General features: G+C 53.2%; 23 protein-coding genes. 16 read left to right on the top strand and 7 right to left on the bottom strand.

What is annotated here, in order from left to right:
- The first annotated feature begins 42 nt into the window (after positions 1–42).
- From SynPROS71_RS07180 to SynPROS71_RS07160, 5 genes are all read left to right on the top strand, one after another.
- Positions 43–450, top strand: a complete 408-nt coding sequence (locus SynPROS71_RS07180) for an LptA/OstA family protein (protein ID WP_370586869.1) — start codon at positions 43–45, stop codon at positions 448–450.
- On the top strand, positions 447–1,175 hold the full coding sequence (gene lptB / locus SynPROS71_RS07175; protein ID WP_186594160.1) for an LPS export ABC transporter ATP-binding protein: 729 nt from the start codon (positions 447–449) through the stop codon (positions 1,173–1,175). The genes SynPROS71_RS07180 and lptB overlap by 4 nt, the downstream gene beginning before the upstream one ends.
- Positions 1,172–2,338 carry an LptF/LptG family permease gene (locus tag SynPROS71_RS07170; protein ID WP_186594158.1) on the top strand — a complete coding sequence of 389 codons (1,167 nt, stop codon included), beginning with the start codon at positions 1,172–1,174 and terminating at the stop codon, positions 2,336–2,338. The genes lptB and SynPROS71_RS07170 overlap by 4 nt, the downstream gene beginning before the upstream one ends.
- Before the next feature lie 284 nt (positions 2,339–2,622).
- Positions 2,623–3,510 carry a DUF692 domain-containing protein gene (locus SynPROS71_RS07165; protein ID WP_186594157.1) on the top strand — a complete coding sequence of 296 codons (888 nt, stop codon included), beginning with the start codon at positions 2,623–2,625 and terminating at the stop codon, positions 3,508–3,510.
- 159 nt (positions 3,511–3,669) lie between these two features.
- Complete coding sequence (locus tag SynPROS71_RS07160; RefSeq protein ID WP_186594155.1) at positions 3,670–4,521, top strand: DNA-binding domain-containing protein; 852 nt, start codon at positions 3,670–3,672, stop codon at positions 4,519–4,521.
- 51 nt (positions 4,522–4,572) lie between these two features.
- Here SynPROS71_RS07160 and SynPROS71_RS07155 read toward each other — a convergent pair whose 3' ends face one another.
- Complete coding sequence (locus tag SynPROS71_RS07155) at positions 4,573–5,328, bottom strand: Coq4 family protein (protein ID WP_370586811.1); 756 nt, start codon at positions 5,326–5,328, stop codon at positions 4,573–4,575.
- A 5-nt stretch (positions 5,329–5,333) separates the two neighbouring features.
- Between SynPROS71_RS07155 and SynPROS71_RS07150 the strand changes: the two genes are divergently transcribed.
- On the top strand, positions 5,334–6,629 hold the full coding sequence (locus tag SynPROS71_RS07150; protein WP_186594153.1) for a hypothetical protein: 1,296 nt from the start codon (positions 5,334–5,336) through the stop codon (positions 6,627–6,629).
- On the top strand, positions 6,554–8,188 hold the full coding sequence (locus tag SynPROS71_RS07145; protein ID WP_186594151.1) for an MFS transporter: 1,635 nt from the start codon (positions 6,554–6,556) through the stop codon (positions 8,186–8,188). Before SynPROS71_RS07150 ends, SynPROS71_RS07145 begins: the two co-directional genes overlap by 76 nt.
- A gap of 128 nt (positions 8,189–8,316) precedes the next feature.
- Here SynPROS71_RS07145 and SynPROS71_RS07140 read toward each other — a convergent pair whose 3' ends face one another.
- Positions 8,317–8,931 carry a Coq4 family protein gene (locus SynPROS71_RS07140; RefSeq protein WP_370586810.1) on the bottom strand — a complete coding sequence of 205 codons (615 nt, stop codon included), beginning with the start codon at positions 8,929–8,931 and terminating at the stop codon, positions 8,317–8,319.
- A 410-nt stretch (positions 8,932–9,341) separates the two neighbouring features.
- On the opposite strand from SynPROS71_RS07140, the gene ccsB reads away from it, so the two are divergent.
- On the top strand, positions 9,342–10,304 hold the full coding sequence (ccsB, locus tag SynPROS71_RS07135) for a c-type cytochrome biogenesis protein CcsB (RefSeq protein WP_186594148.1): 963 nt from the start codon (positions 9,342–9,344) through the stop codon (positions 10,302–10,304).
- Positions 10,305–11,328: 1,024 nt separating this feature from the next.
- Here the strand turns inward: ccsB and rpe are convergent.
- Positions 11,329–12,012, bottom strand: coding sequence for a ribulose-phosphate 3-epimerase (gene rpe, locus SynPROS71_RS07130; RefSeq protein WP_186594146.1), 684 nt, complete (start codon positions 12,010–12,012; stop codon positions 11,329–11,331).
- Positions 12,013–12,155: 143 nt separating this feature from the next.
- Here rpe and glpX point away from each other — a divergent pair, with 143 nt between their 5' ends.
- The 7 genes from glpX to SynPROS71_RS07095 all read left to right on the top strand — a co-directional run bounded on the left by glpX (position 12,156) and on the right by SynPROS71_RS07095 (position 19,063).
- On the top strand, positions 12,156–13,160 hold the full coding sequence (gene glpX / locus SynPROS71_RS07125; RefSeq protein WP_186594145.1) for a class II fructose-bisphosphatase: 1,005 nt from the start codon (positions 12,156–12,158) through the stop codon (positions 13,158–13,160).
- A 30-nt stretch (positions 13,161–13,190) separates the two neighbouring features.
- The gene (locus SynPROS71_RS07120; RefSeq protein ID WP_186594144.1) at positions 13,191–14,507 is read left to right on the top strand and encodes a glutamyl-tRNA reductase; all 1,317 of its coding nucleotides are present in this window, start codon (positions 13,191–13,193) and stop codon (positions 14,505–14,507) included.
- 94 nt (positions 14,508–14,601) lie between these two features.
- Positions 14,602–15,897: a glucose-1-phosphate adenylyltransferase gene (locus tag SynPROS71_RS07115; protein ID WP_186594143.1), complete on the top strand. Its 1,296-nt coding sequence runs from the start codon at positions 14,602–14,604 to the stop codon at positions 15,895–15,897.
- Positions 15,898–15,984: 87 nt separating this feature from the next.
- Entirely contained in the window at positions 15,985–17,403 is a 1,419-nt protein-coding gene (gndA, locus tag SynPROS71_RS07110; protein WP_186594142.1) for an NADP-dependent phosphogluconate dehydrogenase, read from the top strand.
- Positions 17,404–17,413: 10 nt separating this feature from the next.
- The gene (gene pgl / locus SynPROS71_RS07105) at positions 17,414–18,130 is read left to right on the top strand and encodes a 6-phosphogluconolactonase (RefSeq protein WP_186594141.1); all 717 of its coding nucleotides are present in this window, start codon (positions 17,414–17,416) and stop codon (positions 18,128–18,130) included.
- The gene (locus tag SynPROS71_RS07100) at positions 18,127–18,699 is read left to right on the top strand and encodes a CIA30 family protein (protein WP_186594140.1); all 573 of its coding nucleotides are present in this window, start codon (positions 18,127–18,129) and stop codon (positions 18,697–18,699) included. The genes pgl and SynPROS71_RS07100 overlap by 4 nt, the downstream gene beginning before the upstream one ends.
- A 1-nt stretch (position 18,700) precedes the next feature.
- On the top strand, positions 18,701–19,063 hold the full coding sequence (locus tag SynPROS71_RS07095) for a hypothetical protein (RefSeq protein WP_186594139.1): 363 nt from the start codon (positions 18,701–18,703) through the stop codon (positions 19,061–19,063).
- Positions 19,064–19,071: 8 nt separating this feature from the next.
- Here the strand turns inward: SynPROS71_RS07095 and SynPROS71_RS07090 are convergent, their stop codons facing one another.
- From SynPROS71_RS07090 to rpmG, 3 genes are all read right to left on the bottom strand, one after another.
- The gene (locus tag SynPROS71_RS07090; protein ID WP_255442029.1) at positions 19,072–20,973 is read right to left on the bottom strand and encodes a ribonuclease catalytic domain-containing protein; all 1,902 of its coding nucleotides are present in this window, start codon (positions 20,971–20,973) and stop codon (positions 19,072–19,074) included.
- 159 nt (positions 20,974–21,132) lie between these two features.
- Positions 21,133–21,354, bottom strand: coding sequence for a 30S ribosomal protein S18 (rpsR, locus tag SynPROS71_RS07085; RefSeq protein WP_006041316.1), 222 nt, complete (start codon positions 21,352–21,354; stop codon positions 21,133–21,135).
- Between the two features lie 50 nt (positions 21,355–21,404).
- Positions 21,405–21,599: a 50S ribosomal protein L33 gene (gene rpmG, locus SynPROS71_RS07080; RefSeq protein WP_011933197.1), complete on the bottom strand. Its 195-nt coding sequence runs from the start codon at positions 21,597–21,599 to the stop codon at positions 21,405–21,407.
- A 127-nt stretch (positions 21,600–21,726) separates the two neighbouring features.
- Between rpmG and pheT the strand changes: the two genes are divergently transcribed.
- The gene (gene pheT / locus SynPROS71_RS07075) at positions 21,727–24,183 is read left to right on the top strand and encodes a phenylalanine--tRNA ligase subunit beta (protein ID WP_186594138.1); all 2,457 of its coding nucleotides are present in this window, start codon (positions 21,727–21,729) and stop codon (positions 24,181–24,183) included.
- Here pheT and rlmD read toward each other — a convergent pair.
- Positions 24,152–25,552 carry a 23S rRNA (uracil(1939)-C(5))-methyltransferase RlmD gene (gene rlmD, locus SynPROS71_RS07070; protein WP_186594137.1) on the bottom strand — a complete coding sequence of 467 codons (1,401 nt, stop codon included), beginning with the start codon at positions 25,550–25,552 and terminating at the stop codon, positions 24,152–24,154. The two genes, pheT and rlmD, sit on opposite strands and share 32 nt — an antisense overlap.
- Between the last annotated feature and the right edge of the window lie 60 nt (positions 25,553–25,612).

Here is a 25,612-nt window from a genome sequence, read left to right as displayed (position 1 = left end):
TCGATGACTGTCATTCCAGCCTTGACACGCCTCCTGTTCTTGATGGTGGCACTGGCGTCCGTTGGGCTCGTGCGCTCCCAGCCCCTGCCTGCGACATCCGATGATGCAGGGGCGATGGATGACGGCCTGATCACCATCGAGTCAGACAGCCAGAGCGCTGACAATGTCACAGGTGTGGTCACTGCGTCCGGCAATGTTCGGATCGTTTACCCCGCAAGGGGAATGGTGGCCACATCGCGACAAGCCCAATACTTCAGCCGTGAAGGTCGCCTGGTGCTCAGTGGTGATGTGGATGTGATTCAGGAGGATGGCAGCACACTGCAAGCAGAGAGAGTGACATACAACCTTGAAGATGAAAGGGCTTTGGCCGTTCCGAATGAGGGCGGGCAAGTGAGATCCACCATGATTCTGCGCCCAGACCAGCCTGCACAGACACCTCTAACGCCATGAGTTTGAGCCTCAATGGCGTCTCTCTCACACTGGGGGGGAGACCGTTGGTGAGAAATCTCACCCTCAGCTTGGATCCCGGGGAAGTGATTGGACTCCTTGGACCGAATGGCGCTGGTAAAACAACCAGCTTCAATTTGGTGATCGGATTGCTCCGTCCAGACAGCGGAGAAGTTCTGTTGGATGGCCATCCCGTCGCCAACTTGTCCATGCCCCAGCGGGCACGTCTCGGAATCGGCTATTTGCCCCAAGAGCCCAGCGTCTTTCGTCAGCTCACGGTGCGGGAGAACCTGCAATTGGTGCTTAGTCAGAGTGGGCTTAGCGGCATTCAGTACCGCGAACGCCTGCAGCAACTGATCAGGGACTTTCATCTTGATCCGTTTCTCAACCGGTGCGGCTACCAGTTGTCAGGTGGGGAGCGTCGACGCTGCGAAGTCGCCCGGGCCTTGGCAGTGGGATTGGAAGGTCCCCGATACCTACTCCTGGATGAACCCTTCGCAGGCGTCGATCCACTTGCCGTCGCCGACCTTCAGCAACTCATTCACTCCCTGCGCCAACGAGGAATGGGAATTTTGATCACAGACCACAACGTGCGTGAAACCCTGGCGATCACCGATCGTGCTTACATCCTCACCGATGGAAGCATCCTGGCCTCCGGATTGTCCGAACAGGTCGCCAATGACCCGCTGGTCCGGCGTCATTACCTCGGTGAGGGATTCCAGTTGTGAACGAATCCATCAGGCTTTCCATCCGACGGCTCATTCAACGGATCCCTCTGTTGGATCGTTGGTTGATCGGCGAGCTTCTCGGTCCCCTGCTCTTCGCGATTGCCGCCTTCACGGTGGTCTCTCTCTCGGTGGGGGTGATGTTCGAACTGGTGCGTCAGATCGTTGAGTCAAATCTTCCTGTCGCCATCGCTGTGCAAGTGCTCTTGCTCAGGCTGCCCAGCTTTCTGGTGATCTCATTTGCGATGGCAACCCTCATGGCCTCGCTATTGGCCTACAGCCGTCTGTCAGCCAACAGTGAGCTCACTGCCCTGAGAAGTGTTGGGGTCACCGCAACGCGCATGATCGTGCCTGCTCTGGTCGTGGCGCTGCTGATGTCCGGCCTCACCTTCGTCTTCAACGACGTGGTGGTGCCCCGAGCCAATCGTTCTGCCGAGATCACCCTGCGTCGTGCTCTCGGAAAAGCCATTGCTACAGAAAAAGGAAGCAACATTGTGTACTCCCGATTTGGTCGTATTGAGGACCCCGATGGCAGCAGTAGCAAGGGACTCGCCCAGCTGTTCTATGCCAGGCAGTTCCTGGATGGCGTGATGAGCGGAGTCACTGTTCTCGATTTCACCCGTGCTGGATTCACCCAAATGCTTGTGGCTGATCGTGCTGTTTGGAACGAAAGCCAAGCAAAATGGCAGTTCTTCGATGGACAGATTCTTACGCTGACGCCGTCTGGAAGTACAACATCGGCTGATTTTGATCAGTATCTCTATCCACTCAGCGCGGCTCCAATCCGGATCGCGCAGTTGCCGAAGGATGCGAACAATATGACGGTTGCTGAAGCGCTTCGTGCCAGAGATTTGCTGGAGCAAGCTGGTGACATCAAAGAAGCACGACGGCTACAAGTGAGAATTCAGGAAAAGTTCACTCTGCCGATGGCCTGCCTGGTCTTTGGCCTAATCGGGGCCAGCTTGGGCGCCAAGCCAAACAGCCGCACGAGTCGTAGCCAGGGCTTCGGGATCAGCGTTGTCTTGATTCTTGTGTACTACGTGCTCAGTTTCAGCTTCAGCTCGTTAGGAGTGAAGGGCACCCTTCCCCCGCTGATGGCAGCTTGGATTCCTGTTTTGATTTCACTGGCTGGTGGTGGATGGTTGTTGAGGCAAGCTAGTCGTTGATGCACACCTGTCTCGGCAAACAGTGATTTGTCGGGGATGTCGGAGAACTTGGCCAAGCGGCCTCAGCAGACGACGGTTGTCTGCTGAGATGCCCACCGCGTTGCCTGGTCTGAGTTGTAGGGCTCGGTTTCTTCCCCTTTGGCGTCAGCAGGTTGGTCGTGAAATCAATAAAAGGTGTTGAAGTTTGACTTTTCAGTCAATTGAGGGGTGCGCAAACGTTGTCCACTGATCAAAATGAGGATATTAAATCGATCGCGCCTCCAGCGAATCATTGGGCTTGATTTATGCAGTCAACAACGACGACACTGTCACCATTGTCCACCGGTCTTCCGAGAGCATCTGCTGGACTGAACCTCTGCCATGAAAATGCATCGGACGTTTGGCATCAGAGGCCATCGTTGGATTTTCTGCAGATTCATCCAGAACATCTGATTCAAGAGGAAGGTGGCACGTACCGTGACCAGCTGGATGACCTGAGGCACGCCTATCCCATTATCCTCCACGGCTTCGGTTTGTCCTTAGGTTCATGTGCCCCTTTGGATCAGGACTATCTGCAGCTTGTGAAGCAGGTCTTAAAGGAACATCCCGAGGCCGTTTTTTCTGATCATGTCTCTTGGAGCTCACTATCGCATCATCACTTCCACGATTTGCTTCCATTGGTAATGAATGATGAGACTCTCGACTATATGGTGGAACGTATTGATCAGGCTCAAGAATTAATCGGACAGCCCATATTGCTCGAAAATATCAGCAGTTACATGCGTTTTCGAGACTCAACCTATGATGAGCCCTCATTCATCAATGCGTTAACCAAACGATCAGGCTCATATGTATTGATGGATGTTAACAACCTCTGGGCAAATGCAGTCAATTTTGGCGATGACCCGCTCACACAGTTGATGCAGTATCGCCAAGACAGCATCCGTGGTTACCATCTTGCAGGATGCACCCGACAGAAGGTTGGCAACGGTGAAGTTTACATTGACTATCACGGCGAGGCAGTTCATGAAACTGTTTGGGATCTGTATGCAAAAGCGCTTGGATATTTTGGTGCCTGGCCAACTTTGTTGGAATGGGAGAACCATGTCCCACCACTTGAACGTACACTCCAGGAAGTCAACCGCATCCGTCGTTGCCTTGACGAGTTATCTATAACATCAGGTGCATTATGAAACAAAGAAACAATTAAATTGTGACCATATCATCTGTCATTGTCCATATTATGGACAATGACAGAACTCACAACATTTACCACATACATCCTGAATCCTAGCTTATTGCTTTCAGGTCATAGTCACAGAACCCAACCACCCTTCTAATGCTTGCTTGAGATGAAATCACCCCAACTTTTGCGTCTTCAACAGCAATTCTTGGCGAGTCTGCACCGAGAACCAACACCATGGCTCGTTGATCAAATTATTCCTGCACAGGGATTTGCAGACGCTGAAGAAATCCTCAATATTTACCTCCATCGAGCGATGGCTCGTACTGTCGACCCACTGCACGATGTTTTCAAGACGGTGCGGTGGCTGATCGGTGCCGATGCGTTTGAGAAGCTTCTCGAAAAATTTTACATCTCGTCCCCAGGAGAACCTCTTAATGCTCAGACATTAGCGACTGAATTTGCTTCATTTTTAGGGTGCATAGACAAGGAAACCCTTGATTCATTATCGGCCACCTACAGCATTAATATTGCAAATGTCAATTTCCCTCAAATGTTATTGGCAGCTGGCATGCTTGATTGGCGATGCTTGTGGGCACGTTTAGCGCCATCCCGCAATCGTAAACCCGTACAAATGCTCATACAAGAACTGCAGCATCGTTGCCATATCTGGGCGCGCCCAAGACTGAATAGAGGTTCAAGACTGTGCATATCAGGTGTTGACTTACAAGCACTCCGAGAGCTTGTGGGAACTGATGCTTCGGAACATCACCGCTTGCCAATGGTTGAGGGTGGTACAGCAACATTTTTGATTTTTTCTGACTTCGACAATCAAGTCATAGTCCGTCGCTTGAATCATCAAGAAACACTTTTACTAAACCATTGTGATGGAACACATACGCTTGCTTCTTTGAAGCACGAAGGTAGTTATTTCAACTATACGGATTTAGATACAATCAATCTTGTTCATCAATTAATAATTGAAGGCATTATCGTGGATCTACAGGATGAATTGAAGTAAGTCGAGCCTCATTGGTCTTTATAACAAAGAATCAAAATTGACGTCTACAGTTCAATTACTACCGTTGAAACCAAGAGCTTTTCTCCACTCTTCTACAGATAGATCCCATTGATCTTCTAATTTATAGGCAATAACCAAATCAGCACTCAAACCCATCTCAAATCCGTGACTAATAGCCTTAAGCAGAGGTTCAAGGGGTTCATCATTTTGCAATGCACGTAGAAGTGATCCCGAGATTAAAAGAACAGCAAGCGGTGCACGGTTTTGCGCTAATGCAAAGGCCTGAAGGCCCATCTCACCAACGAGATCAGTTCCAAAACCTGTCAAAACATGGATTATATCGTGTGTTTCATGGAGTCGATGGGAGACAAAGCTTTTTAGATCTGTCACTTCTCCGTTGTCCATTAACTCGTCTGGCGAGAAACCTTGCTTGATCAATTCGTCAGCATAGGTTTTACCTAGGGAGCCAACGGGTAACAATGAAAGTTCCTTAAGGGATTTGGAAGGAGGTCTCCAACGTTCATCTGCAAGCGCCTTGAAGCGTGGATGGCTCAATAGATGTGCCATTGATTGTGCAAATAAATTAGTTCCACGAAGGCTTCCTGCTACCGCACGAACGTTCTCCAGCTCATCTGGATTTTTCATCCATTTGGATAATCCGGCAACCATCTTCAGGGCTTGAGCCTTTTTGTCGAGGTTGAAAAGCATCTGGATAAAACAATTATTCCAAGCATAGTCAGAAGTGTATTGATTGCCAAGAAAATGGTAAAAATAAATTTTGTAGCTAGCATTGATTTGGTTAGACACGATTCATGCTCGATTTGCTCCCTCTCCTTTTAGGAGCTCGTGGTGTTTCTCGATACCGCTTGCTGATAGGAATCATAGCCTTGGCAAGCATGGGAACAGGTATTTACCTTGCCTTGCATATCAATGCTGAACCAAATCTATTGGTGCATTGGTTAGCGATTGCCTTTGCGTTAATTCTGCTGGCGACCTTATGGATTGGGATTTTTCGTCCGACCAATGCAGCGTTTACGAGGTCCCGCCTGAATCAACCGCGACTTTTTCTGATTGGCTTTACTGCGCTTGCCTTGCTCTTTGGGATGAGTCAGTTTAGCGCATGGTTCGACTTGCTTTGGGGAGAAATTATTGGCGTCATATTCATAATCAATGCCATTATTTTTGTTCTCTTTTCTATAATGATACGACCAATGCGTTGGCAATTACAATGTTTGAAAGGTTTTCTGTATCTGCTCCTAGGCGCCTTTTTTGTATTTGATTTTATACCCGATTATCAAAAACCGCGTTTATTTTTATCCATACTGCTCATTGTGTTTTCTTTGTCATGTATTCGTGTGATCGTTCGCCGAGGACGTTTGACTAATCCTGCGATTCCGATGTTCAAAACTGGATCATTCACGGAGAATGATTTAGGCCCGCTAAGAGCAGATGACGGTCGTCCAGTTCCAATTAAGATTCGAATATGGCTCACTGAGAGCGAGCAAATCGTTCCCTATCCTTATATCGCTGAACTCTGGAATTTCTTCACTTCAACCTTGTCACCTCATCGTGCTAATTCTGGGCCAACTGCTCATCACGCAACACTGGAATGTGGATCGGATGTCTATATCAGTTTTTGTCCCCAAAATGATCTAGCTCACATGGATCCATCCAAAAGCAGTGCATCCAATATGAAACGAGCAATACGTATGGATCAGCATTATCGAATGCCAGCACGCTGGAGGATATCGTTCAAGGATGATCTCGAACTACGGGGTGAACCAACGCATACAGTCCTAATTGAAGATTATTCGTATCAAAGACTTCTACATTACCAAAAGTATGCACGCCAGGAGCTCACTTACCATATCACTAGACAGAACTGCTGCACAACAGTTGTTGATGCTGTGGATGCTGCCATCTGTGCCTGGTATTCACAATATCAACGCAATGGATTTCTGTTAACCAAATTGATATTGAACGATCTTTTCTGGCAAGCAGCATCGATACGATTTCGTGCACGTTCCTTTGCATGGACAACGACTGGATTGCTGAAATACTCCCAGGCAATTTCTGGCCTATTGCAATTGTCTGGGACAGTGAAATGAACTTGATTTCATCAAAGCGACTTCTACCTCAAATGCCTGTTGCCTTTTGGGGTCTTGTACTTGCTTATGTTGCAGTAGCGATTAACACAACTGTCGCCAGCGTCGCGCTGCCTCCGATCTCAAAAGCGTTTGTGGTTGATTCGGAGCAGCTTACCTGGATTGTGAATTGCACACCGCTGGCGGCATCAGCGTTCATGCTTTTTGGTGGCTACTGGGCAAGTCTTTACGGTTTTCGACGTGTACTCGTGATCGGATTGTCAATCCTGATGGGGTCGGCTGTTGGCGCCTCGATGGTCCTAGACGTGAACACGCTGATTGCTTTTCGAACCTTTTCTGGTCTGGGAAGTGCCCTCGTGATGCCTTCTGCTCTTGTCTTGGCATACCAAGTTGTAGATGAATCCAAGCGTCCTACTGCTATAGGACTTGTCACCGCAGCTCAAGCGATCGGTGGTCTTCTTGGACCTCTTCTTGCTGGCTATTTGATTACAACTGTTTCCTGGAGAGCAGCGTTATTATCTGTAGCGCCTTTGTTGCTTGTATCAATTCTGATTGTATGTTCTGAAATACCAAAGCGCGCAGGTCCTACAGGCAAACCACGTTCCTTCGACCAAATTGGAGCAACTCTTACAGCTCTATTTGGAACCAGTAGCCTGCTCTTTTTAGTGAATTTATCGAACCAATCAAATAATCGATTTATTTCAGTGTTTTCGATCGCGATTTCTGTTCTTTCACTAATAACTCTTTTAATCCATGAATCGCGATGTTCAAATCCCTTATTTCAGTTAAAACAATTACGCAAACGATCTTTTCTAGTTCCGACAGGAATCAACTGGATTGTTCAGTTGGTGTATGGCGGCATGATCTTCCTCAATATGCAATATTTACAGCTTGTCGTCGGTTTGTCGGCATTCAAGGCAGCTCTGCTCGTTGTAGCAGCAACTCTTGTATGGATTCTGTGTAGCTCATTGTCTGGAGTACTAAGCAAATCTATTGGTTCATATCGGCTCGCAATGTTGGGATTAATTACTGCATCAATCGGCTATGGATTAATCGGTTTTGCCGGTGTAAGCCCTAACCCATTTGTCTTAACCGTTGGCTTCATTCTTTCCGGTAGTGCTGGAATTGAGCCAGCGATAATGGTCCATGGAGTTTTAGCATCATACGATGAAGATCAAAGGAGCTTCGGTGCATCCCTGAATGCAATGGTCATGCGATACGGTCTGTCAACAGGTATTGCCCTTTCGGGTTTGGTCCTTTCAACCAATTTGTCATCGATGATGAACGAGACACTCTCTCGTATGGGGGAGTCAATGAAGTTAAATGCGACCGGCTCAATCGGTGGAGCCTTTCGGGTTGCTGAATCCTTGCCAGAGAATGAACGTAATACACTGATATCATCAGCAAAACTTGCTTTTGTTGATGGATATAGAGACTTTTATGTGTTGGCCATAGCCCTGTATATGTTTGCTTTTTTCATTCTTTTATTGCAATCAAGAGGAGGTCGACGATGGACAAGCTATATAGGCAGTCAATTTTCAAAACTGTCTCCCTTTCGCTGATGAACTCGAGGCTTACACCAAACCTCTACATCACTCAATAAAACTTTTAATGGATATTGTCCAAGCAAGTTGAATTAAAACTGATAGTCCCAATATTGAAAATTCAAATCATTCCATGAACACGGCAGTTATGGATTGCGAGGAAGACCGATTTCTTCTCTCCAGTCCTCGATTGGGCGCTGCCAACCATCTTCCAGTTTAAATGCTACTGCTGTCTGAGCAGCCAAACCAAGCTTAAAGCCCTTGCTGATTGCTCGTAAAATTGGTGTTAAATCAACGTCTTCCTGGAGCGCTTTAAGAAGCGAACCGAGAATGAGAAGTACCGCTAATGGATGTCGATTTTGAGCTAGGCCAAAGGCAAGAACACCCATTTCGCCTGATGCATCCACACCAAAGCCTGTAAGAACATGAATGATGTCGTGGGTTTCTCGCATGCGGTGTTTGATATAACTTGCCGTTGAGTTGATTTCAGAGTGATCAATCGTGCTTTCCGGATCAAGCCCCTGAGAGGACAATTGATGTGCATAAACATGTCCCAAACTTCCATCTGGCATGGCCAGCAGTTCGTCAAGCCGAACTACAGGTGGACGCCACTTTTCCTCAACAAGAGCACGGAAGCGCGGGTTCTCCATTAAGTGTCGACCCATTTGGCGCGACATTTCAGAACCCTGGAGGCTGGCCCCTACCCCATAAACATTATCGAGATCCGGTTTCTCAAGAAAATTGGAAACAGCCGCGACCATCTTTAGGTTCTGAAGTTTCTGAGGCAAATTGAGAAGCATCTACGAACCAGTGAATCGACCCCTATTCTGCTCGTTGTGCGTGGATATGGCATGGAAAGGGTTTGTCATTTTTCTTAATAGGAAGCCACCAGGATGCATGGGGTCGGGATCACCAAGGTTCATGCCGCGTCCCCACGTTCTCTGCTTGATCAGACTGGTGCCAGCTGCAGCGTGCATTCGGGAGCGGAATGAACACGCTGCGATCTAGGTTGCTTCCTCTTCCTTGAATCGGGGGAGCACAGAAAGAACGTGAATCGGACGACACCAATGGCTTCGTTTGATCGAAGTCACTGCTGGGGTCTCATCTGATTTCGCCACCGGATGATCCTGCGAGGCAGAATCAGATCACTCTCGATTATCCGTTGTCTGCTTTGGGGAGTCTCGATCTGCAATCAATCGCTTCAGAGCCGGTACTGGTGCTGGGATTGGCCGCGTTTGCCTTGCTGCTCACGGCCCTTCCGTGGAGCTTTTGGGCCCTATCCAATGGTCGTAGCTCCAGTGGCGTGCGCTCTCTCCTGGCCCTTGCCAATCTGCTCTTGACTGCGCAGCTGGTGTTGCGTTGGTGGCAGTCCGGTCACTTCCCGATCAGCAATCTTTACGAATCCCTCTGCTTCCTGGCGTGGGCTTGCACGCTCACCCAATTGCTAGTGGAACGTCAGTGGCCTTCACCCCTTGTCTCGGCATCTGCCACACCCATGGGTTTGGGGTGTATCGCTTTTGCCAGCTTTGCCCTGCCTGATCAATTGCAGCAGGCCTCCCCCTTGGTTCCTGCGCTTCGTAGCAGCTGGTTAGTGATGCATGTGAGCGTGATCATGGTGAGCTATGCCGCTCTACTGGTGGGATCTCTGCTCTCAGTTGCTGTTCTTGTGACGGATCGCGGTCAACAGCTGGAACTACGCAGCAGCTCGATCGGAACTGGTGCCTTTCGAAGAGCCGTTGCGATCTCTGGGCATGACAGTTCCGTTGCTTTGCAAACGTCTCCCGAGCTGCAGTTGTCATCGCTTGATTTCAGTCGCAGTGAACAGCTCGACAGCCTGAGCTATCGAACCATCACCGTGGGATTTCTGCTTTTAACAGTAGGAATTATCAGTGGCGCCGTCTGGGCCAATGAGGCTTGGGGGAGCTGGTGGAGCTGGGACCCAAAAGAAACGTGGGCGTTGATCTGTTGGTTGGTTTACGCGGCTTACCTGCATACTCGTCTCAGCCGCGGATGGCAAGGTCGAAGACCGGCAATGGTTGCTTCCTTGGGTTTGGTCGTGATTGTGGTTTGTTACATCGGAGTTAACCTGCTCGGTATCGGCTTGCATAGTTATGGATGGTTTTTTGGCTCATAACTGGCTCTGATGTTTTGACGATGACTAGACAATGCTGAACGATTTGCTTCGTTTCAGTCTTTCTCTGCGGCCCTCGCTGCATCGACAGGAATCAATCTTGATTCACCATTTTCAGGTTTTTCTCTATCACCAAAATGTGTTCAGATAGGTCTGAACATGCTCGGTAGACCAGCCGGGTATAAGTACTCCTTCGGATGAGAACTGCCGCATCCTCCATAGCTTGTCAAAGCCTTTGTCGTAGATGATTGTTTGGTTTCTCAACCCGCAGTCTGTCGCTGTGATTTTGCAGTCGGTTTTGTGGACTTGCATAGCTATCTCGCGAGTTGAATTGGCATTGGAGCATGAGCATTTCCCTCCTGTCTTCAATGTATTTGATAAGCTCTATGCTATCTGAGAGTTCCCTGAGATTGGACTGAGAGTGGTCTATCACTGCCCGGGCTCATTGATGTTATTCAGAAATAATAAAATATGCTTTGGCTTCTAAGACCGATTGAGAATAATGCATTGTCAATCTCGATGTTTGTTCGGCAATCCAGGAATTGGAGACAACTCTGCAGTTGTGATCGTTATCACAAACATAGTAATCACCTGCGTAGTCTGGGGCAGTGAATGAGCTTTTTACTGATGAATGCATGGGTGTCTGCATTGAAGCCATTGATCCTTGAGCAGTTGAATTCAAGGTAATGGTTTTCAATCGTTCGGAATTGTGCTTGTTGCAACGGAAACACGTAAACTTTGATGATGAACACAATGTTGGTTCGCCCAGGAAAGGAAATATGTTCCTTGAAAGGTATTGACTACTGCAGTTCTTTTCGAGAAATTAACTCATTCTCGGATTTCCAAGAGAGCGCTACATGGAAATTTTTGTTGGACTTGCAATTCTTTTGCCCCTGTCTGCACTGGCTATCCAAGCCAGGGAGGCAGACAGTGACGACGACCATTGCGATTTCCTTTGATGCAATGGTTCCCACTGATGACTCCCCGAACAAGGTGATCCAATCAGTGGGACCAGCTCACGACGGCATCAGACCAAGACAGCTTCTTGGCGCTTGCTGTCGCGGATGCCTTGGATGGCAGCGGCGTAATCGGGCTGATTGAAGACTCCAGACCCGCTCACAATGGCGTTGGCACCCGCTTCGATCACCTTCCAAGCATTTCCACCTTTCACGCCACCATCCACTTCAATCCAGGGATCGAGACCTTTCTCATCACACATGCGACGGAGATCACGAATCTTCTGGACCTGATTGTCGATGAAGCTCTGGCCGCCGAAACCAGGGTTCACGCTCATGATCAGCACGAGATCACACAACTCGAGGCAGTACTCCAGGGTGCTCAGTGGGGTGCTGGGGTTCAGAACAGCACCGGCCATTTTGCCGAGATCCTTGATCTGAGCCAGGTTGCGATGCAGGTGTGGGCAGGCCTCAACCTGAACCGAAATGATGTCGGCGCCGGCCTTGGCGAAATCAGGAACGTACTTTTCAGGTTCAACGATCATCAAGTGCACGTCCAACGGCTTGGTCGTGACCGGCCGCAAGGCTTCAACGATCAGGGGACCGATGGTGATGTTTGGGACGAAACGTCCGTCCATCACATCGACGTGGATCCAATCAGCGCCAGCTTGGTCAACAGCTTTGACCTCCTCGCCGAGTCGTGAGAAATCCGCTGAAAGGATGGATGGGGAGACCACCAGGGACTTGGTGCTCATGACGGGAAGACTGCTGAGACCCAGCGATTGTAAAGAGTGCGGAAGTCGCTGATACAGTGAGCCGCGCTTTTGAGTGAAAAGCCCTGTGGCACCAAGCCCAGTGAGCTGACACTCTCCGCATTCGTCCCCCCCGCCGCACTCCCGTGGATCGCACTCTCATCCAGGAAATTCTCGAGGTCGTTGAGCAGGCGGCCATCGCCTCCGCCCGCCTCACTGGTCTCGGCAAAAAGGATGAAGCCGATGCTGCAGCAGTCGAAGCCATGCGTGAGCGCATGGGTCAGATCCAAATGCAGGGCCGCATCGTCATCGGTGAAGGGGAGCGTGATGAAGCCCCCATGCTCTACATCGGTGAAGAAGTGGGCAGTGGATCCGGTCCGGGAGTCGACTTCGCCGTCGACCCCTGCGAAGGAACAAATCTGTGTGCCAACAACCAGAGGGGCTCCATGGCCGTCCTGGCTGCCTCAGATCGCGGGGGTCTGTTCAATGCCCCGGACTTCTACATGAAGAAGCTGGCGGCTCCTCCGGCTGCCAAAGGCAAGGTTGACATCCGCAAGTCAGCCACTGAAAACATCAAAATTCTCAGCGAGTGTCTGGGAATGGCGGCGAGTGAACTCACCATAGTGGTGATGGATCGTGCACGCCACAAGGATCTGATCGCTGAAATCCGCGCGACTGGCGCTCGCGTTCAGCCGATTTCTGATGGTGATGTGCAGGCTGCGATTGCTTGTGGATTTGCTGGAACAGGAACCCACTGTTTGATGGGCATCGGTGCCGCTCCCGAGGGTGTGATCTCCGCTGCGGCCATGCGCGCTCTTGGCGGTCACTTCCAGGGTCAGCTCGTGTACGACCCCGCAGTCGCGCAGACCAAGGAGTGGGCCGATCTGACCAAAGAGGGCAATCTCGCCCGCTTGGCTGAAATGGGAATTGCCGATCCCGACAAGATCTATGAAGCCGAAGAGCTCGCCTCTGGAGAGCATGTGGTGTTTGCAGGCAGTGGAATCACCGATGGCCTCCTGTTCCACGGCGTTAAGTTCGAGTCGGACTGCACACGCACAAGCAGCCTGGTGATCAGCAATCTCGACAACACCTGCCGTTTCACCAACACGGTGCACATCAAGGACGGGGCTCAAAGCATCGCGCTGAGCTGACCTCTTTTTCACGCAACAAGGGATTTCTCCATGCACATCGCCGTTGTCGGCCTCAGTCATCGAACGGCACCGGTTGAAGTGCGCGAAAAGCTCAGCATCCCTGAGCAGACCATGGAGGAGTCCCTTCACAATCTGCGCGGTCATGACCAGGTGCTGGAAGCGTCGATTCTCAGCACCTGCAACCGACTCGAGATCTACACGCTTGTCCGCAACCCCGAGTTGGGAATCAGTGCTGTTCGGGAGTTTCTCAGTGGTCACTCCGGTTTGAAAACCGGGGATCTAAAGCCCCACCTCTTTGCTTATCACCACGAAGATGCTGTGGCGCATCTACTGCGTGTGGCTGCTGGACTCGACAGTCTGGTGCTTGGCGAGGGGCAGATTCTCTCCCAGGTCAAGAAAATGATGCGTCTGGGCCAGGAGCACAAGTCCCTTGGCCCAATTTTGAACCGGCTTCTGACCCAGGCCGTTAGTACCGGTAAACGCGTCCGCTCAGAAACGAATCTCGGCACAGGAGCCGTATCAATCAGTTCCGCTGCTGTTGAATTGGCCCAGCTCAAGGTTGGTCAGGCCCGAGGTCTCGACGAACTTGTCACGCTGGAGGGTGAGCAGGTCGCCGTGGTCGGCGCCGGCAGGATGAGTCGCCTGCTACTGCAACATCTCCAGGCCAAGGGGGCTTCCGGTGTTGTCCTGCTGAATCGAACGGTTGAGAGAGCCGAGTCTCTCGCTGCGGATTTCCCGACTCTTCCCGTCCAGTGCAGACCACTGGAGGATCTTGATCATTGCTTGAGCACCTGTTCTCTGGTCTTCACCAGTACAGCTGCTGACGATCCGATCATCGATGCTCAGCGTTTATCGACCCTCAACAGACGCAGCTCGCTTCGGTTAATCGACATCGGGGTCCCACGCAATATCGCAGCGGATGTCGTGGGACTCGGGGGCGTTGAAGCCCATGACGTCGACGACCTCAAAGAGGTGGTGGAACGCAACCAAGAGGCCCGTCAGCAGGTTGCACGAGAAGCCCAGGGCCTTCTGGATGAGGAAGGACGACAGTTCCTGGAATGGTGGGACTCCCTGGAGGCGGTGCCCACAATCAATCGCCTTCGTTCCTCCATGGAATCCATCCGGTCTGAGGAGCTGATGAAGGCACTCAGTCGCATGGGGCCGGATTTCTCAGCCCGGGAACGCAAGGTTGTGGAAGCCCTCAGCAAGGGCATCATCAATAAAATTCTGCACACCCCTGTAACTGCGCTCAGAAGCCCTCAGCCGCGTTCTGATCGTCAGAATGCCCTCTCAGTCGTGGAGCGGCTGTTTGATCTGCAAGCCGACGAGGACTCTGTCCAGAACTGATTCGCACCATTCTTGGCGGATCTTGCCCATCACCCGGTTGAGAATGGGAAAAGTCCGGTAAGTTTGCTCCGCAACGCCGATCTGCGGGGGCGGCATGAAGCGCGTTCTGGCCATCATTCTCGGGGGAGGCGCAGGAACGCGTCTCTACCCCCTCACCAAGATGCGGGCAAAGCCCGCAGTGCCACTCGCTGGTAAGTACCGACTGATTGATATCCCGATCAGTAACTGCATCAACTCCAACATCAACAAGATGTATGTGTTGACGCAGTTCAATAGCGCCTCTCTCAACAGACACCTGAGCCAGACCTACAACCTGTCCGCTGGCTTTGGTCAAGGGTTCGTTGAGGTTCTCGCTGCTCAGCAGACTCCAGAAAGTCCTTCATGGTTTGAAGGAACGGCTGATGCTGTTCGCAAGTACCAGTGGTTGTTTCAAGAATGGGATGTTGATGAATATCTGATCCTCTCCGGTGACCAGCTGTATCGCATGGACTACAGCTTGTTCATCAATCACCACCGCAGCACCGGCGCTGACCTGACCGTCGCGGCCCTCCCCGTTGACGCAAAGCAGGCTGAAGCCTTTGGTCTGATGCGAACCGATCCCGAAGGTCGGATTATGGAATTCAGGGAAAAGCCCAAGGGTGACTCTCTTCTAGAAATGGCTGTTGATACCTCCAGATTCGGACTGAGTGCTGAGTCTGCGAAGGAGCGCCCCTACCTCGCTTCCATGGGCATTTATGTCTTCAGTCGTGACACCCTGTTCGATCTTCTTCACCAAAATCCAACCCACAAGGATTTCGGCAAAGAAGTCATCCCCGAAGCACTCGAGCGTGGAGATCGTCTGAAGAGTTATGTCTTCGATGATTATTGGGAAGACATCGGCACCATCGGTGCGTTCTATGAAGCCAATTTGGCGTTAACGCAGCAGCCATCACCGCCGTTCAGTTTTTACGACGCCGAGTTCCCGATCTACACCAGGCCTCGGTATTTGCCTCCCAGCAAGCTGGTGGACTCTCAGATCACCGATTCGATCATCGGTGAAGGCTCCATCCTTAAGTCCTGCAGCATCCACCACTCGGTGCTTGGGGTGCGCAGCCGCGTTGAAGACGAAGTGGTTCTTCAGGACTCTCTGCTCATGGGTTCAGATTTCTTCGAATCATCGAGCGAAAGGGCTGTACTGAAGGAACGAGGCGGCATTCCGCTGGGTGTCGGCAAGGGAACGACCGTGAAGCGAGCGATTCTTGACAAAAATGCCCGCATTGGAAGCAACGTCACCATCGTCAACAAGGATCACGTCGAAGAAGCTGATCGCCCTGAGCATGGCTTCTACATTCGTAACGGGATCGTCGTTGTCGTAAAGAACGCCTCGATTCCTGATGGAACGGTGATCTGATCACTCATTCCTGACAGAGGTTATCCAGGTTGCAGCCGAACCTCGGTGACGTGGTCACACTGACTCCAGTGAATGGTTTATGTGACCATGTCCAAGGCCCACTTTGGTCTGATCGGTCTCGGAGTGATGGGGGAGAACCTCGTCCTCAATGCCGAGAGCAACGGCTTCTCAAGCGTTGTCTACAACCGCACCTACTCCAAAACCGAAGAGTTCCTGTCTGGGCGCGGTGCCGGCAAGAACATTCAAGGAGCCACAGACCTCCAGGACTTCGTTAGCAAGCTGGAGCGCCCCCGTCGCATCCTGATGATGGTGAAGGCTGGAGGCCCTGTTGATGCCGTGATCCAGCAGATTTCACCTTTCCTCGAAGAGGGTGATTTGCTGATCGATGGCGGTAATTCCGAGTATCACGACACAGAACGTCGCGTCGCTGAGCTGGAGAGCAAGAGCTTCGGCTTCATCGGCATGGGCGTATCAGGTGGCGCCAAAGGTGCTCTTGAGGGGCCGAGCATGATGCCTGGAGGAACCAAGGCGTCCTACGACGCGATTGAGAGCCTTGTTCGAAAAATGGCCGCCCAGGTGGAGGACGGCCCCTGCGTGACTTACATCGGTCCGGGTGGTTCAGGTCACTTCGTGAAAACCGTTCACAACGGCATCGAATACGGAATCGAACAGATTCTTGCCGAGGGCTACGACCTGATGAAGCGGGTGGGTGGCATGAACGGAACTCAGATGGCCGACGTGTTCGCCCACTGGAACAGCACCGAAGAGCTTTCCTCTTACCTCGTTGAGATCACGGAAGTGTGCCTGCGCACGAAAGATCCTGATGATGGAGCCGATCTCGTAGAGAAAATCCAGGACAAGGCCGGCCAGAAAGGAACGGGCCTCTGGACCGTAGTGAGTGCTCTGCAGATGGGAGCATCCGTGCCCACGATCTACGCCTCCTTGAACGGGAGGGTGATGAGTTCCATGAAGGAACAGCGGATCAAGGCAGAACCGATTCTCAAAGGCCCCGCGATCAAGTCCTTCGACATGGGAACCCCCGCCGATGGCATGGCACCACTGATGGATGCCATGGTTCTGGCTTGCATGGCCAGCTACGCCCAAGGGATGGAGCTGTTGCGCATTGCATCTGCCGAGCACAACTACAACCTGCACATGCCTTCGATCGCTCAGATCTGGAAGGGTGGCTGCATCATCCGTGCCCGTTTGCTGAAGCGCATTCAGGATGCCTTCAACGTTGATCCTCAGTTGGCAAACCTGCTGATCGATCCATGGTTTGCGGAGCAGGTAAACCGCAGGCTGCCAGGCCTGGCCAAGGTGGTGGCTGGTGCTGCCGAAGCTGGAATCCCTGTTCCCTGCCTGAGCAGCACCCTCGACTACATCAACAGCTATCGCACTGCGCGTTTGCCTCAGAACCTGGTGCAAGCCATGCGCGATTGCTTCGGCTCACACACCTATGAGCGTGTCGATAAGGACGGAATCTTCCACACTGAGTGGTTGAACTGAGCTCAGACCGATGACCTCCTATCGCATCGAGCGGGCATCAGATCCACAGGATCTGGCCCGCCGCGCCGCCGAGCACATTGGTGCTGCCATTGATTTGGCTCTGGATCAGCGTGATCGAGCTCAGATTGCTCTCTCGGGCGGCAGCACTCCCGCCCGTGCCTACGACCTTCTCGGTGAAGCACATCTGCCCTGGGACCGGGTGGATGTCTTTCTTGGAGATGAACGTTGGGTCGCCGCTGATGATGAATCCAGCAATGCTCGGATGTTGCGCAACACGCTTCTGAAAGCGGGGCACCCGGGCTCACGTGCCTGCTTTCATCCTGTCCCCACCGTGGAACTTCCCACAGCAGAAGCCAGTGCGGAGGCTTTTGCATCATTGGTGACCAAGGTCTGTGAAGGAGATCCGCCGGTTTTTGATCTCATGCTTCTCGGACTTGGTGATGACGGTCACACCGCTTCGCTGTTTCCGGGAACGGAAGCTCCGACGGTGCGTGATCAATGGACCACCATTGGCCGTGGCAAGGGACTCGATCGGATCACGCTCACAGCGCCGGTGTTGAGTGCAGCGAGAAAGGTGCTGTTTCTTGTCAGTGGAGAAGGCAAACATCAGGCACTGTCACGCCTGATTGACCCTTCGGAATCATCCGAACGGACTCCTGCGAAACTTGTAACACCGAGCACGGAGATTCTTGTGCTCGCTGATCAGGCAGCATCACAAGGTCTTTGACGACGCCACCCCCCCAACCCGCACCCCAGATTCGTGTCATTGCATCAGGGGCGACCTTCCAGTCCTGGTCCAATTTGAATGACACGATCATGGGTGGCTCAAGCCAAGCTGGCTGTCGTGTCACCGGTGACGGACTTCTGCTCGAAGGTGAAGTGGTGAGCGAAGGGGGTGGCTTCGTCAGTTGTCGCTCTCCGGTCTACAAGCCGCCGCTGGATCTGAGTGATTTCCGTGGTCTTCGCCTCTCCCTGAATGGTCAAGGGCGAAGCTTCAAGTTTGCAGTGGCCTGCCGCGATGGCGTTCTCGGCCTGACTGAGCTCATTCCTGGCGGGTTGCGATGGGTGTCGACTGTGCCGACCCAGACGAATGGCACAACCGTGGTTGAGATTCCCTTTGATCAGCTCAAGCCCGTGGTGAGGGCGAGTCCAATCAAGCTGCCACTTCGATTTGATTCGTCTTGCATCACACGTCTTCAGCTTCTCCATTCCCGATTCGGTGACGACGGTGAAGCCAATCCTGGCTACCGATCTGGATCGATCCAGCTGTTGATCCGTTCGATTGAAGCCTTCTGAGATGGCGTCCTGTGCGCCGCTTGAAACCCTGATCGCAGCAGCGGCAGATCTCTGTCGCAAGCCATTGCTTCATGCGGTTGTGTCAGCAGAAAGTGCAACCATCGAGGATTATTGCGGCAGGATCGAATGCCGCGATGTCCATGGGATTCGTCTCGAAGACAATGATCTCGAGTTGGAGCTCTATCGCAGCGGCTCCGATCTCAATCTCACACTGTCTTGGGCCGATCAGCCCGCACGTCCAATCCTTTGGCACGGACAGCACCCTGTCTGGATGAATGGGGAGACCGGTGAACGCTGCTCAGCTCCGATGGATGGTGCTCCCCTTGAGGCATTGGCACGACGTCTCCGTGCATTGCTGGCCTGATTCCGTGCTCAACCACTTCCAGGGACGTCCGCAACCAGATGGAGCTGATCGCGAACGGAATCAACTCCTACCACCCCCAGCACCAGCGAATCACCGGGTTGACTACCGGGTGGACAGGTAGCAGCAAGATCGAGTGCAAGGTCTTCGATACGCACCAGCCCTAACCGATCCTGTGGACGCAACCAACGCAGAAAATCGACCGGCCAGCACTCACCGGAATGTTGCTCGAACCAAACCTGTTGCCAGTGCCGCTGATCTTCGCGGGTTACTGCAATTCCTTCGCGAACAGCCGTTTCAAGCTGTTGAAGAAGAGTCTGCAAAGACTCCGTATCCAGAGGTTCATCATGTCCATCCAGGGAGAGCAGAGCGGCGAACTGACGCTGCACCAACAGATCGCCATAGCGTCTGATCGGTGATGTGGCCTGGGTATAGGCAGGAACACCAAGGCTGAAATGGGCTGCCGGTGCGGTTCCCATCAACCCGCGACTGAGACAGCGCTTAATGGCGGCGAACCGAACGGCACCATCACCAAGACTTTCAAGTTGAGCCGGCGATGGAAGCTCTGCAGGCAGCTGGCTTCGGAACGGAAGCGCAAGGTCTTTCTCGATGGCCTTGGTAGCAGCCACAGTGCCGCAAAGGATCATGGCTTCGGCGACCATGTTCCGAGATGGACTGGGCTCGGTGATCTCAACGGTTGGCTGACCATCACGACAGCGGATGCGGCCTTCCGGTAAATCCATCATCAATGCTCCCCGTTGCTCACGCCAATGACGCCTGGTGGTCAGCAGTGCGTGAAGATCGGAAAGATCGGCCTCTTCCGGTGGCGCAAAATCAATCAGTTCGTCGGCGTCGTCGTAAGTGAGCCGATAGCGAGGCGTCACCCAGCTTCGACAGATCCCGCTGGCGCCGACGTTCCCCGTGGAATCAAGATCAACCCATGTGCTCCAGGCGGCGTTTCGGCGGCTTGCTTGAAGGCTGAACACCTCGGTGGAGAGGATCGAAGGAAACATCGGCAGAATTCCCCTGGAGAGATACAAACTGCTGGCCCTGCGGCGTGCTTCGAGATCCAGGGGCGAACCAGCTGTGATCAAGCGACCTGGATCTGCAATGTGAATCCAGATCCGGAGTTGGTCATTAGCCAGTCGCTCAAGGCCTAGGGCATCGTCAATATCCCTTGTCTCGGCATCGTCGATGGTGACGCAAGGCTGATGGGTGAGATCAATACGCTCTGAATCACCGGGTTGATCCTCAAGGCTGAGCTGGATCAGGCGCTCGGCTTCAGCAGTGAGATCAACATTGAAGCCGTCAGTCCAAGGCGTACCGGCCATGGATGTCAGCTGGTGAGGATCCAGCTGGCCAAGACTCACAAGTCGCTCGCGGACATCTCCACGGCTTTGATCCAAACGCAACATCGCCAAAGACTGACGAAGTTCAGTTGGGAGGTCGTCGAGGGTGATGGTACCGGCGCAAAAACGAATGAGCTGTTCAATCCATTGGTGATGGAGCCGGTCGAGCTCTTGGTAATCACTACTCTGCTTGGCGCCGAAATAATTGATCCAGCACTGAAACCGGGCCTGCTCAAGTTGATGCCGTCGTCTCTCGAGCCGCCTGGAGCGAATCTCAGGAAGCGATCTCGGACTCACCCTGCTTTGCTTGAGACGAAACAGATCATGACCGGATTCAAGGTTCAACCAGGTGGATGCGCAGTACAGGGCTTCCCGGGATCCATAAACGAGATCAGCAAAGTCCGGCAGCTCGGCAGTCTCATTTGATTCACTCAGCAAGACCCAAGCCTGGCCCCAGTCGCGATGATTAAGACAGGCTTTCGATAGAGCTTGCTCGTCGAATTCCCATGGAAAAACCCCCAACTTGCCTGCCACATCGGTGGAAGACGGATTGGGGGCAATCAAGGTGAATTGACGGGCTGGGAGAACTTGCTCCTTAGCCCTAAACCCAATGCTGAGGCGGCGCTTGCTGCCTTGAGCAGAGAGAACAACTGCAAGTTGAGGAGATTTCAGGTCGCTGACCCCGACGAGGTCACCGGGTTTGAAGTCAGCGGACGCCAGAAATCAGCCCTCTGGGTTCACAAATGGCAGGAGCGCCACGATGCGAGCGCGTTTAACTGCATTGGTGAGGTCACGCTGCTGTTTTGCCGTCAGGCCAGTGAGGCGCCGAGGGAGAATCTTGCCGCGCTCTGTGATGAATTTCTTGAGCAGATCCACATCTTTGTAGTCGATGGGATCGCCGGGCTTGATCGGTGAAAGACGCTTCTTGAAGAAGGAGCTGGACATTGCGATGCTGTTGGAGAAGAAGTTTGGACAGAAATTTCAGATTCGAGAGATCACTTGATCTCTTTGTGAATCGTCATTTTGTTGTCATGAGGACAGAACTTCTTGAGCTCCAACCGCTCGGTGGTGTTCCGACGGTTTTTTTCAGTGGTGTATCGAGACACACCCTGTGAACGTTTTTCGGTGCTGGACCGGCATTCGGTGCACTCAAGAGTGACAACGATCCGGACGCCCTTGTTCTTGGCCATAAGGACGTTACGCCGCGCTTGCGAAGCGAATGACAAACAACAACTCTACAGGGCAGCCCCCCACTGCCTCATCACCCTCTCAGCACGAAAGAGTCCGTAGGATCCCCCACCGACGTCGCGTATCCCCATGCGGGTTTCCCTCTCCTGGCTGAAGGATCTGGTTCAGGTGAATGAGCCTGCCGTTCAGCTGGGGGATCGGCTGTCCATGGCGGGGTTTGAGGTGGAGGAGCTCGACGATCTCAGCCTTCTGGCCCAGGGCGTTGTGGTGGGTCATGTGCTTGAGAAGAACAAGCATCCCAATGCCGACAAGTTGAGTGTGTGCTCGGTGGATGTTGGAGCTGATGCTCCGCTTCAGATCGTTTGCGGTGCGGCCAATGTGCGCGCAGGGATCCACGTGCCAGTGGCCATCGTTGGCGCAGTCCTTCCTGCGGTGAATCTCACAATCAAGGCCGGTGAGCTGAGAGGGGTAAGCAGTGAGGGCATGATTTGCTCCCTCGCAGAACTGGGGCAAACCAGTGATGTCGACGGAATTGCCATTCTCGAGGATCTGGTTTCTGAGGTTCCTGCACCCGGCGCATCGATTGCCCCAGTGCTTGGGCTCGACGACACCGTTCTTGAGCTGGCGATTACAGCCAATCGACCCGATGGCCTGTCAATGACAGGCATCGCCCGTGAAGTGGCGGCCCTAACCGGCGCTGAGTTGTCTCTCCCTGAGACAGCAGCACCGACTGAAATTCATTCACTGAATCCCAGCACAGACGCGGCTGTGGCCATGCAAAAGGGCGGGGTTTACGCCGTGACCGAAATCAAGCAAGTCGATGGCTCACGTTGCTCTCCTCAATGGATTCAGCAGCGTCTCCAACGCGCCGGGGTCAAGCCGGTCAATGCCGTGGTGGATATCGGCAATCTGGTGATGCTGGAACAGGGCCAACCCCTGCATGCATTTGACGCCGATGCCCTCGAATCCCTATGCGGACAACCCATCACTGCATCTGACTTCGGCCTGCGTCAGGCCCGCGAACAAGAACCCTTTCGTGGTTTGGATGGCCGAGACCTGACGCTCGACTCCAGGGTTCAGGTGGTGACGTGCTGCGATCGGGCCGTCGCCATTGCTGGCGTGATGGGCAGTGAGGACAGCGGTGTGAGCCAGCAAACAAAGCGGATCTGGTTGGAATCAGCGCTGTTCACGCCAGCTTCTGTGCGCAGCAGTAGCCGCGCCACTGGACAACGCACAGATGCCAGTAGTCGTTATGAGAAAGGGTTGCCACGGGAAATCACTCTGTTGGCTGCAGGCCGTGCTCTGTCTCTCCTCGAATCGATGTTAGGAGCCGAAATCGGACAGACCTGGCAATGCGCGTCAGATCCGGGCCCTGATCCCGTGGTGGAACTTCGTCGCTGCGCTCTGCATCAATTGCTTGGACCACTGGCCCCCACAGCCGCTGATTCAGATGCTCAGGACCTGGATGATGCACGCGTTGAAGCTTGCCTGAAGTCCCTCGGGTGCGCCCTCACGCCGACCGAGGACGGCTGGGAGGTGGTTGTTCCTCCGTCTCGACGGCTTGACCTGTTGCGTGAAGTGGACCTCATTGAAGAGGTGGCTCGTCTGGTGGGATTCGATCACTTTGAATCTCACTTGCCCGATCCGTTACGGCCAGGACAGCTTTCCCTTGGCCAGCAAGCCGAACGTCGTGTGCGCCAGCGCCTGTGTGCGCTTGGGCTTCAAGAGGTCACAACACTCTCTCTCACCGGTGCTGACGCCACCGACGTGGCCAGAATTGCTATCAGCAACCCCCTCCTGGCCGAAACAAGCCATCTACGTACGACGCTTTGGCAGGAACATCTCGAAATTTGCCAGCGCAATCTGCAGGCATCACAACCCGGTTGTTGGTTGTTTGAAATCGGCAATGTCTTCTCTCCTGATGCCAGCGGCGTTCTTCAGCAATCCCGCCTCGGTGGCGTGATCTGTGGTGAGCGACGCGTCTCCCGCTGGTGCACCAGCGGGAAACCTTCGCCTCTGAATTACTACGAGGCTCGGGGCATCCTTGGCTCTCTGTTCTCGTCCCTGGGAATTGAGAGTCAGGATCGATGCCTCACAGACGATGGTCGTCTGCACCCAGGCCGTGCCGCAACGGTTGTTGTGGAAGGCAAACCCCTGGGATGCTTCGGACAGCTGCATCCGTCGCTTTGCGAAACGTTTGAGTTGCCGTCAGAGACATACCTTTTCGATTTCGACACGGCACTGCTTCTCAATGCCGCTTCCCGTCAAAACCGCTGGGTCCCTCAGTTCAAGCCTTATTCCAACCTGCCAGCGTCGGAGCGAGATCTGGCAATGGTGGTTTCAAAATCTCTGCCGTCGGGTGATCTGCTCCAGGCCATTCGCAAGGCCGGCAAGCCCTTACTGGAGTCAGTCGAACTGATCGATCGTTTCGAAGCCAAGCAATTGGGTGAAGACCGCTGCAGCCAGGCGTTTCGACTGCGCTACCGCGGCAAGGACAGCACCCTCACCGATGACCAGATCCAGCCAGTGCACGAGAAGGTGCGTCAAGCCCTGATCAAGCAGTTTGAGGTGGAGCTTCGGAGTTGACGCGAACCATCATGACCAAACATTCCAGATGGGAGGTTTGGGGGAAGAAATCCACAGGCTGGATCTGTTCAATCCGATAGGGCCCATCAGGCCCCGTCAGTTGCTGCAGATCTCTTGCCAGAGTCGCGGGGTCGCAGCTCTGATAAATCAGGAAGGCAGGTGGAATCGCCAGAATGATCTGCAAGACCGCCGGGGTCAGGCCCTTTCTGGGAGGGTCGACAACAAGCACTTGATGGATTGGCAGCAATTTCTGCAGATGTTCAGCGACGTCGCCATCAAGGAAGCAAGCGTTTTCAAGCCCATTGCGGCGAGCATTCTCTTGGGCCTGGACCACGGAGGCTCGATTGATTTCCAGACCGAGCACGTTCAATCCTGCGGCGGCCAAGGGCAGGGCGATGGTTCCGATGCCGCAGTAGGCATCGATCACGCTGGCTGACGGAGCTGAAGCCTTGATCCAGTCGCGAATCATCGCGACAACCTGCTCCGCCCGTTCGGTATTCACCTGAAAGAACGTGGTGGTTCCGAGCTCCAGCGATAGCCCGCAGAAGTGCTCTTCAATCCCGTCATGCCCCTCAATGCAGAGGGTCTGATCACCAAGCACGGTGTTACTGCGCTTGGGTTGCACATTCAGGGTGACCCCCTTCAACTGTGGCCAACGCTGCATCCACTGCGCAGCGAGTTGCTCCAGTCCAGGAAGGCGATCAGTTGCTGCAACAAGCGAGATCAGAACCTGACCGGTTCGCATGCCAATGCGCAGTCCGAGATGCCGGAGACCCGGCTTACCTCTCAAATCAGAATCGATCGGCCAGTCGGTCATGGCCAGATCGTTCTTGATGGGCTCAATCAAGGCATCCAGCCGCGGGTCGAGAACGGGACAGTGATTCAGGTTGACGATGCGGTGACTGCCTCGGCGGTAGTAGCCGAGCCGAAGTCCTCCTTCGTCACGTTGCATCGGAATCAGCGCTCGATTGCGATAGCCGAGGGACTCAACCTCAGGACTGATCAAGGGCCCAACCAAGGCCGAGACACCCCCGATTCGTTGAAGGGTTGCGATGAGGTTCTCCTGTTTCCAATGGTTCTGCGCATCAACGCTGATGTGCTGGAGAGTGCATCCGCCACAGACATGGGCAAGGATGCACGGCGGTCGTCGGGCATCGGGTGAGGGTTGAATGCTCTGGATCTTTTTGCCGTGCCATAGCCGTCGCTGCCGTTGCAACAACTGAACTCTGGCGTCCTCCCCAGGAATGAGTTCTGGCACCGTGACCACCCAGCCATTCCAGCGAGCGATTCCCCGTCCCTGCTGATCGAGATCCTCTCCCTGAACCGTGATGGTCAGGCCTGGCATTGGTGAATCAGGGCGTGATGTCATTGCAAAGGCGTAACACCCCCGACCTCACATCCATGGCTGGGGTTCAGGAGCTTTAAACTT

It is taken from the genome of Synechococcus sp. PROS-7-1 (genome assembly GCF_014279795.1).
Lineage (GTDB): Bacteria > Cyanobacteriota > Cyanobacteriia > PCC-6307 > Cyanobiaceae > Synechococcus_C.
This window is presented reverse-complemented; position numbering and strand designations above follow the sequence as displayed.

Coding starts and splice junctions, on each gene's coding strand:
- SynPROS71_RS07180 (WP_370586869.1), top strand. CDS start 43: ATGGTGGCACTGGCGTCCGTTGGGCTCGTGCGCTCCCAGCCCCTGCCT.
- lptB (WP_186594160.1), top strand. CDS start 447: ATGAGTTTGAGCCTCAATGGCGTCTCTCTCACACTGGGGGGGAGACCG.
- SynPROS71_RS07165 (WP_186594157.1), top strand. CDS start 2,623: ATGCAGTCAACAACGACGACACTGTCACCATTGTCCACCGGTCTTCCG.
- SynPROS71_RS07160 (WP_186594155.1), top strand. CDS start 3,670: ATGAAATCACCCCAACTTTTGCGTCTTCAACAGCAATTCTTGGCGAGT.
- SynPROS71_RS07150 (WP_186594153.1), top strand. CDS start 5,334: ATGCTCGATTTGCTCCCTCTCCTTTTAGGAGCTCGTGGTGTTTCTCGA.
- SynPROS71_RS07145 (WP_186594151.1), top strand. CDS start 6,554: ATGGACAACGACTGGATTGCTGAAATACTCCCAGGCAATTTCTGGCCT.
- SynPROS71_RS07140 (WP_370586810.1), bottom strand. CDS start 8,931: ATGGTCGCGGCTGTTTCCAATTTTCTTGAGAAACCGGATCTCGATAAT.
- rpe (WP_186594146.1), bottom strand. CDS start 12,012: ATGAGCACCAAGTCCCTGGTGGTCTCCCCATCCATCCTTTCAGCGGAT.
- SynPROS71_RS07120 (WP_186594144.1), top strand. CDS start 13,191: ATGCACATCGCCGTTGTCGGCCTCAGTCATCGAACGGCACCGGTTGAA.
- SynPROS71_RS07115 (WP_186594143.1), top strand. CDS start 14,602: ATGAAGCGCGTTCTGGCCATCATTCTCGGGGGAGGCGCAGGAACGCGT.
- gndA (WP_186594142.1), top strand. CDS start 15,985: ATGTCCAAGGCCCACTTTGGTCTGATCGGTCTCGGAGTGATGGGGGAG.
- pgl (WP_186594141.1), top strand. CDS start 17,414: ATGACCTCCTATCGCATCGAGCGGGCATCAGATCCACAGGATCTGGCC.
- SynPROS71_RS07095 (WP_186594139.1), top strand. CDS start 18,701: ATGGCGTCCTGTGCGCCGCTTGAAACCCTGATCGCAGCAGCGGCAGAT.
- rpsR (WP_006041316.1), bottom strand. CDS start 21,354: ATGTCCAGCTCCTTCTTCAAGAAGCGTCTTTCACCGATCAAGCCCGGC.
- rpmG (WP_011933197.1), bottom strand. CDS start 21,599: ATGGCCAAGAACAAGGGCGTCCGGATCGTTGTCACTCTTGAGTGCACC.
- pheT (WP_186594138.1), top strand. CDS start 21,727: ATGCGGGTTTCCCTCTCCTGGCTGAAGGATCTGGTTCAGGTGAATGAG.
- rlmD (WP_186594137.1), bottom strand. CDS start 25,552: ATGACATCACGCCCTGATTCACCAATGCCAGGCCTGACCATCACGGTT.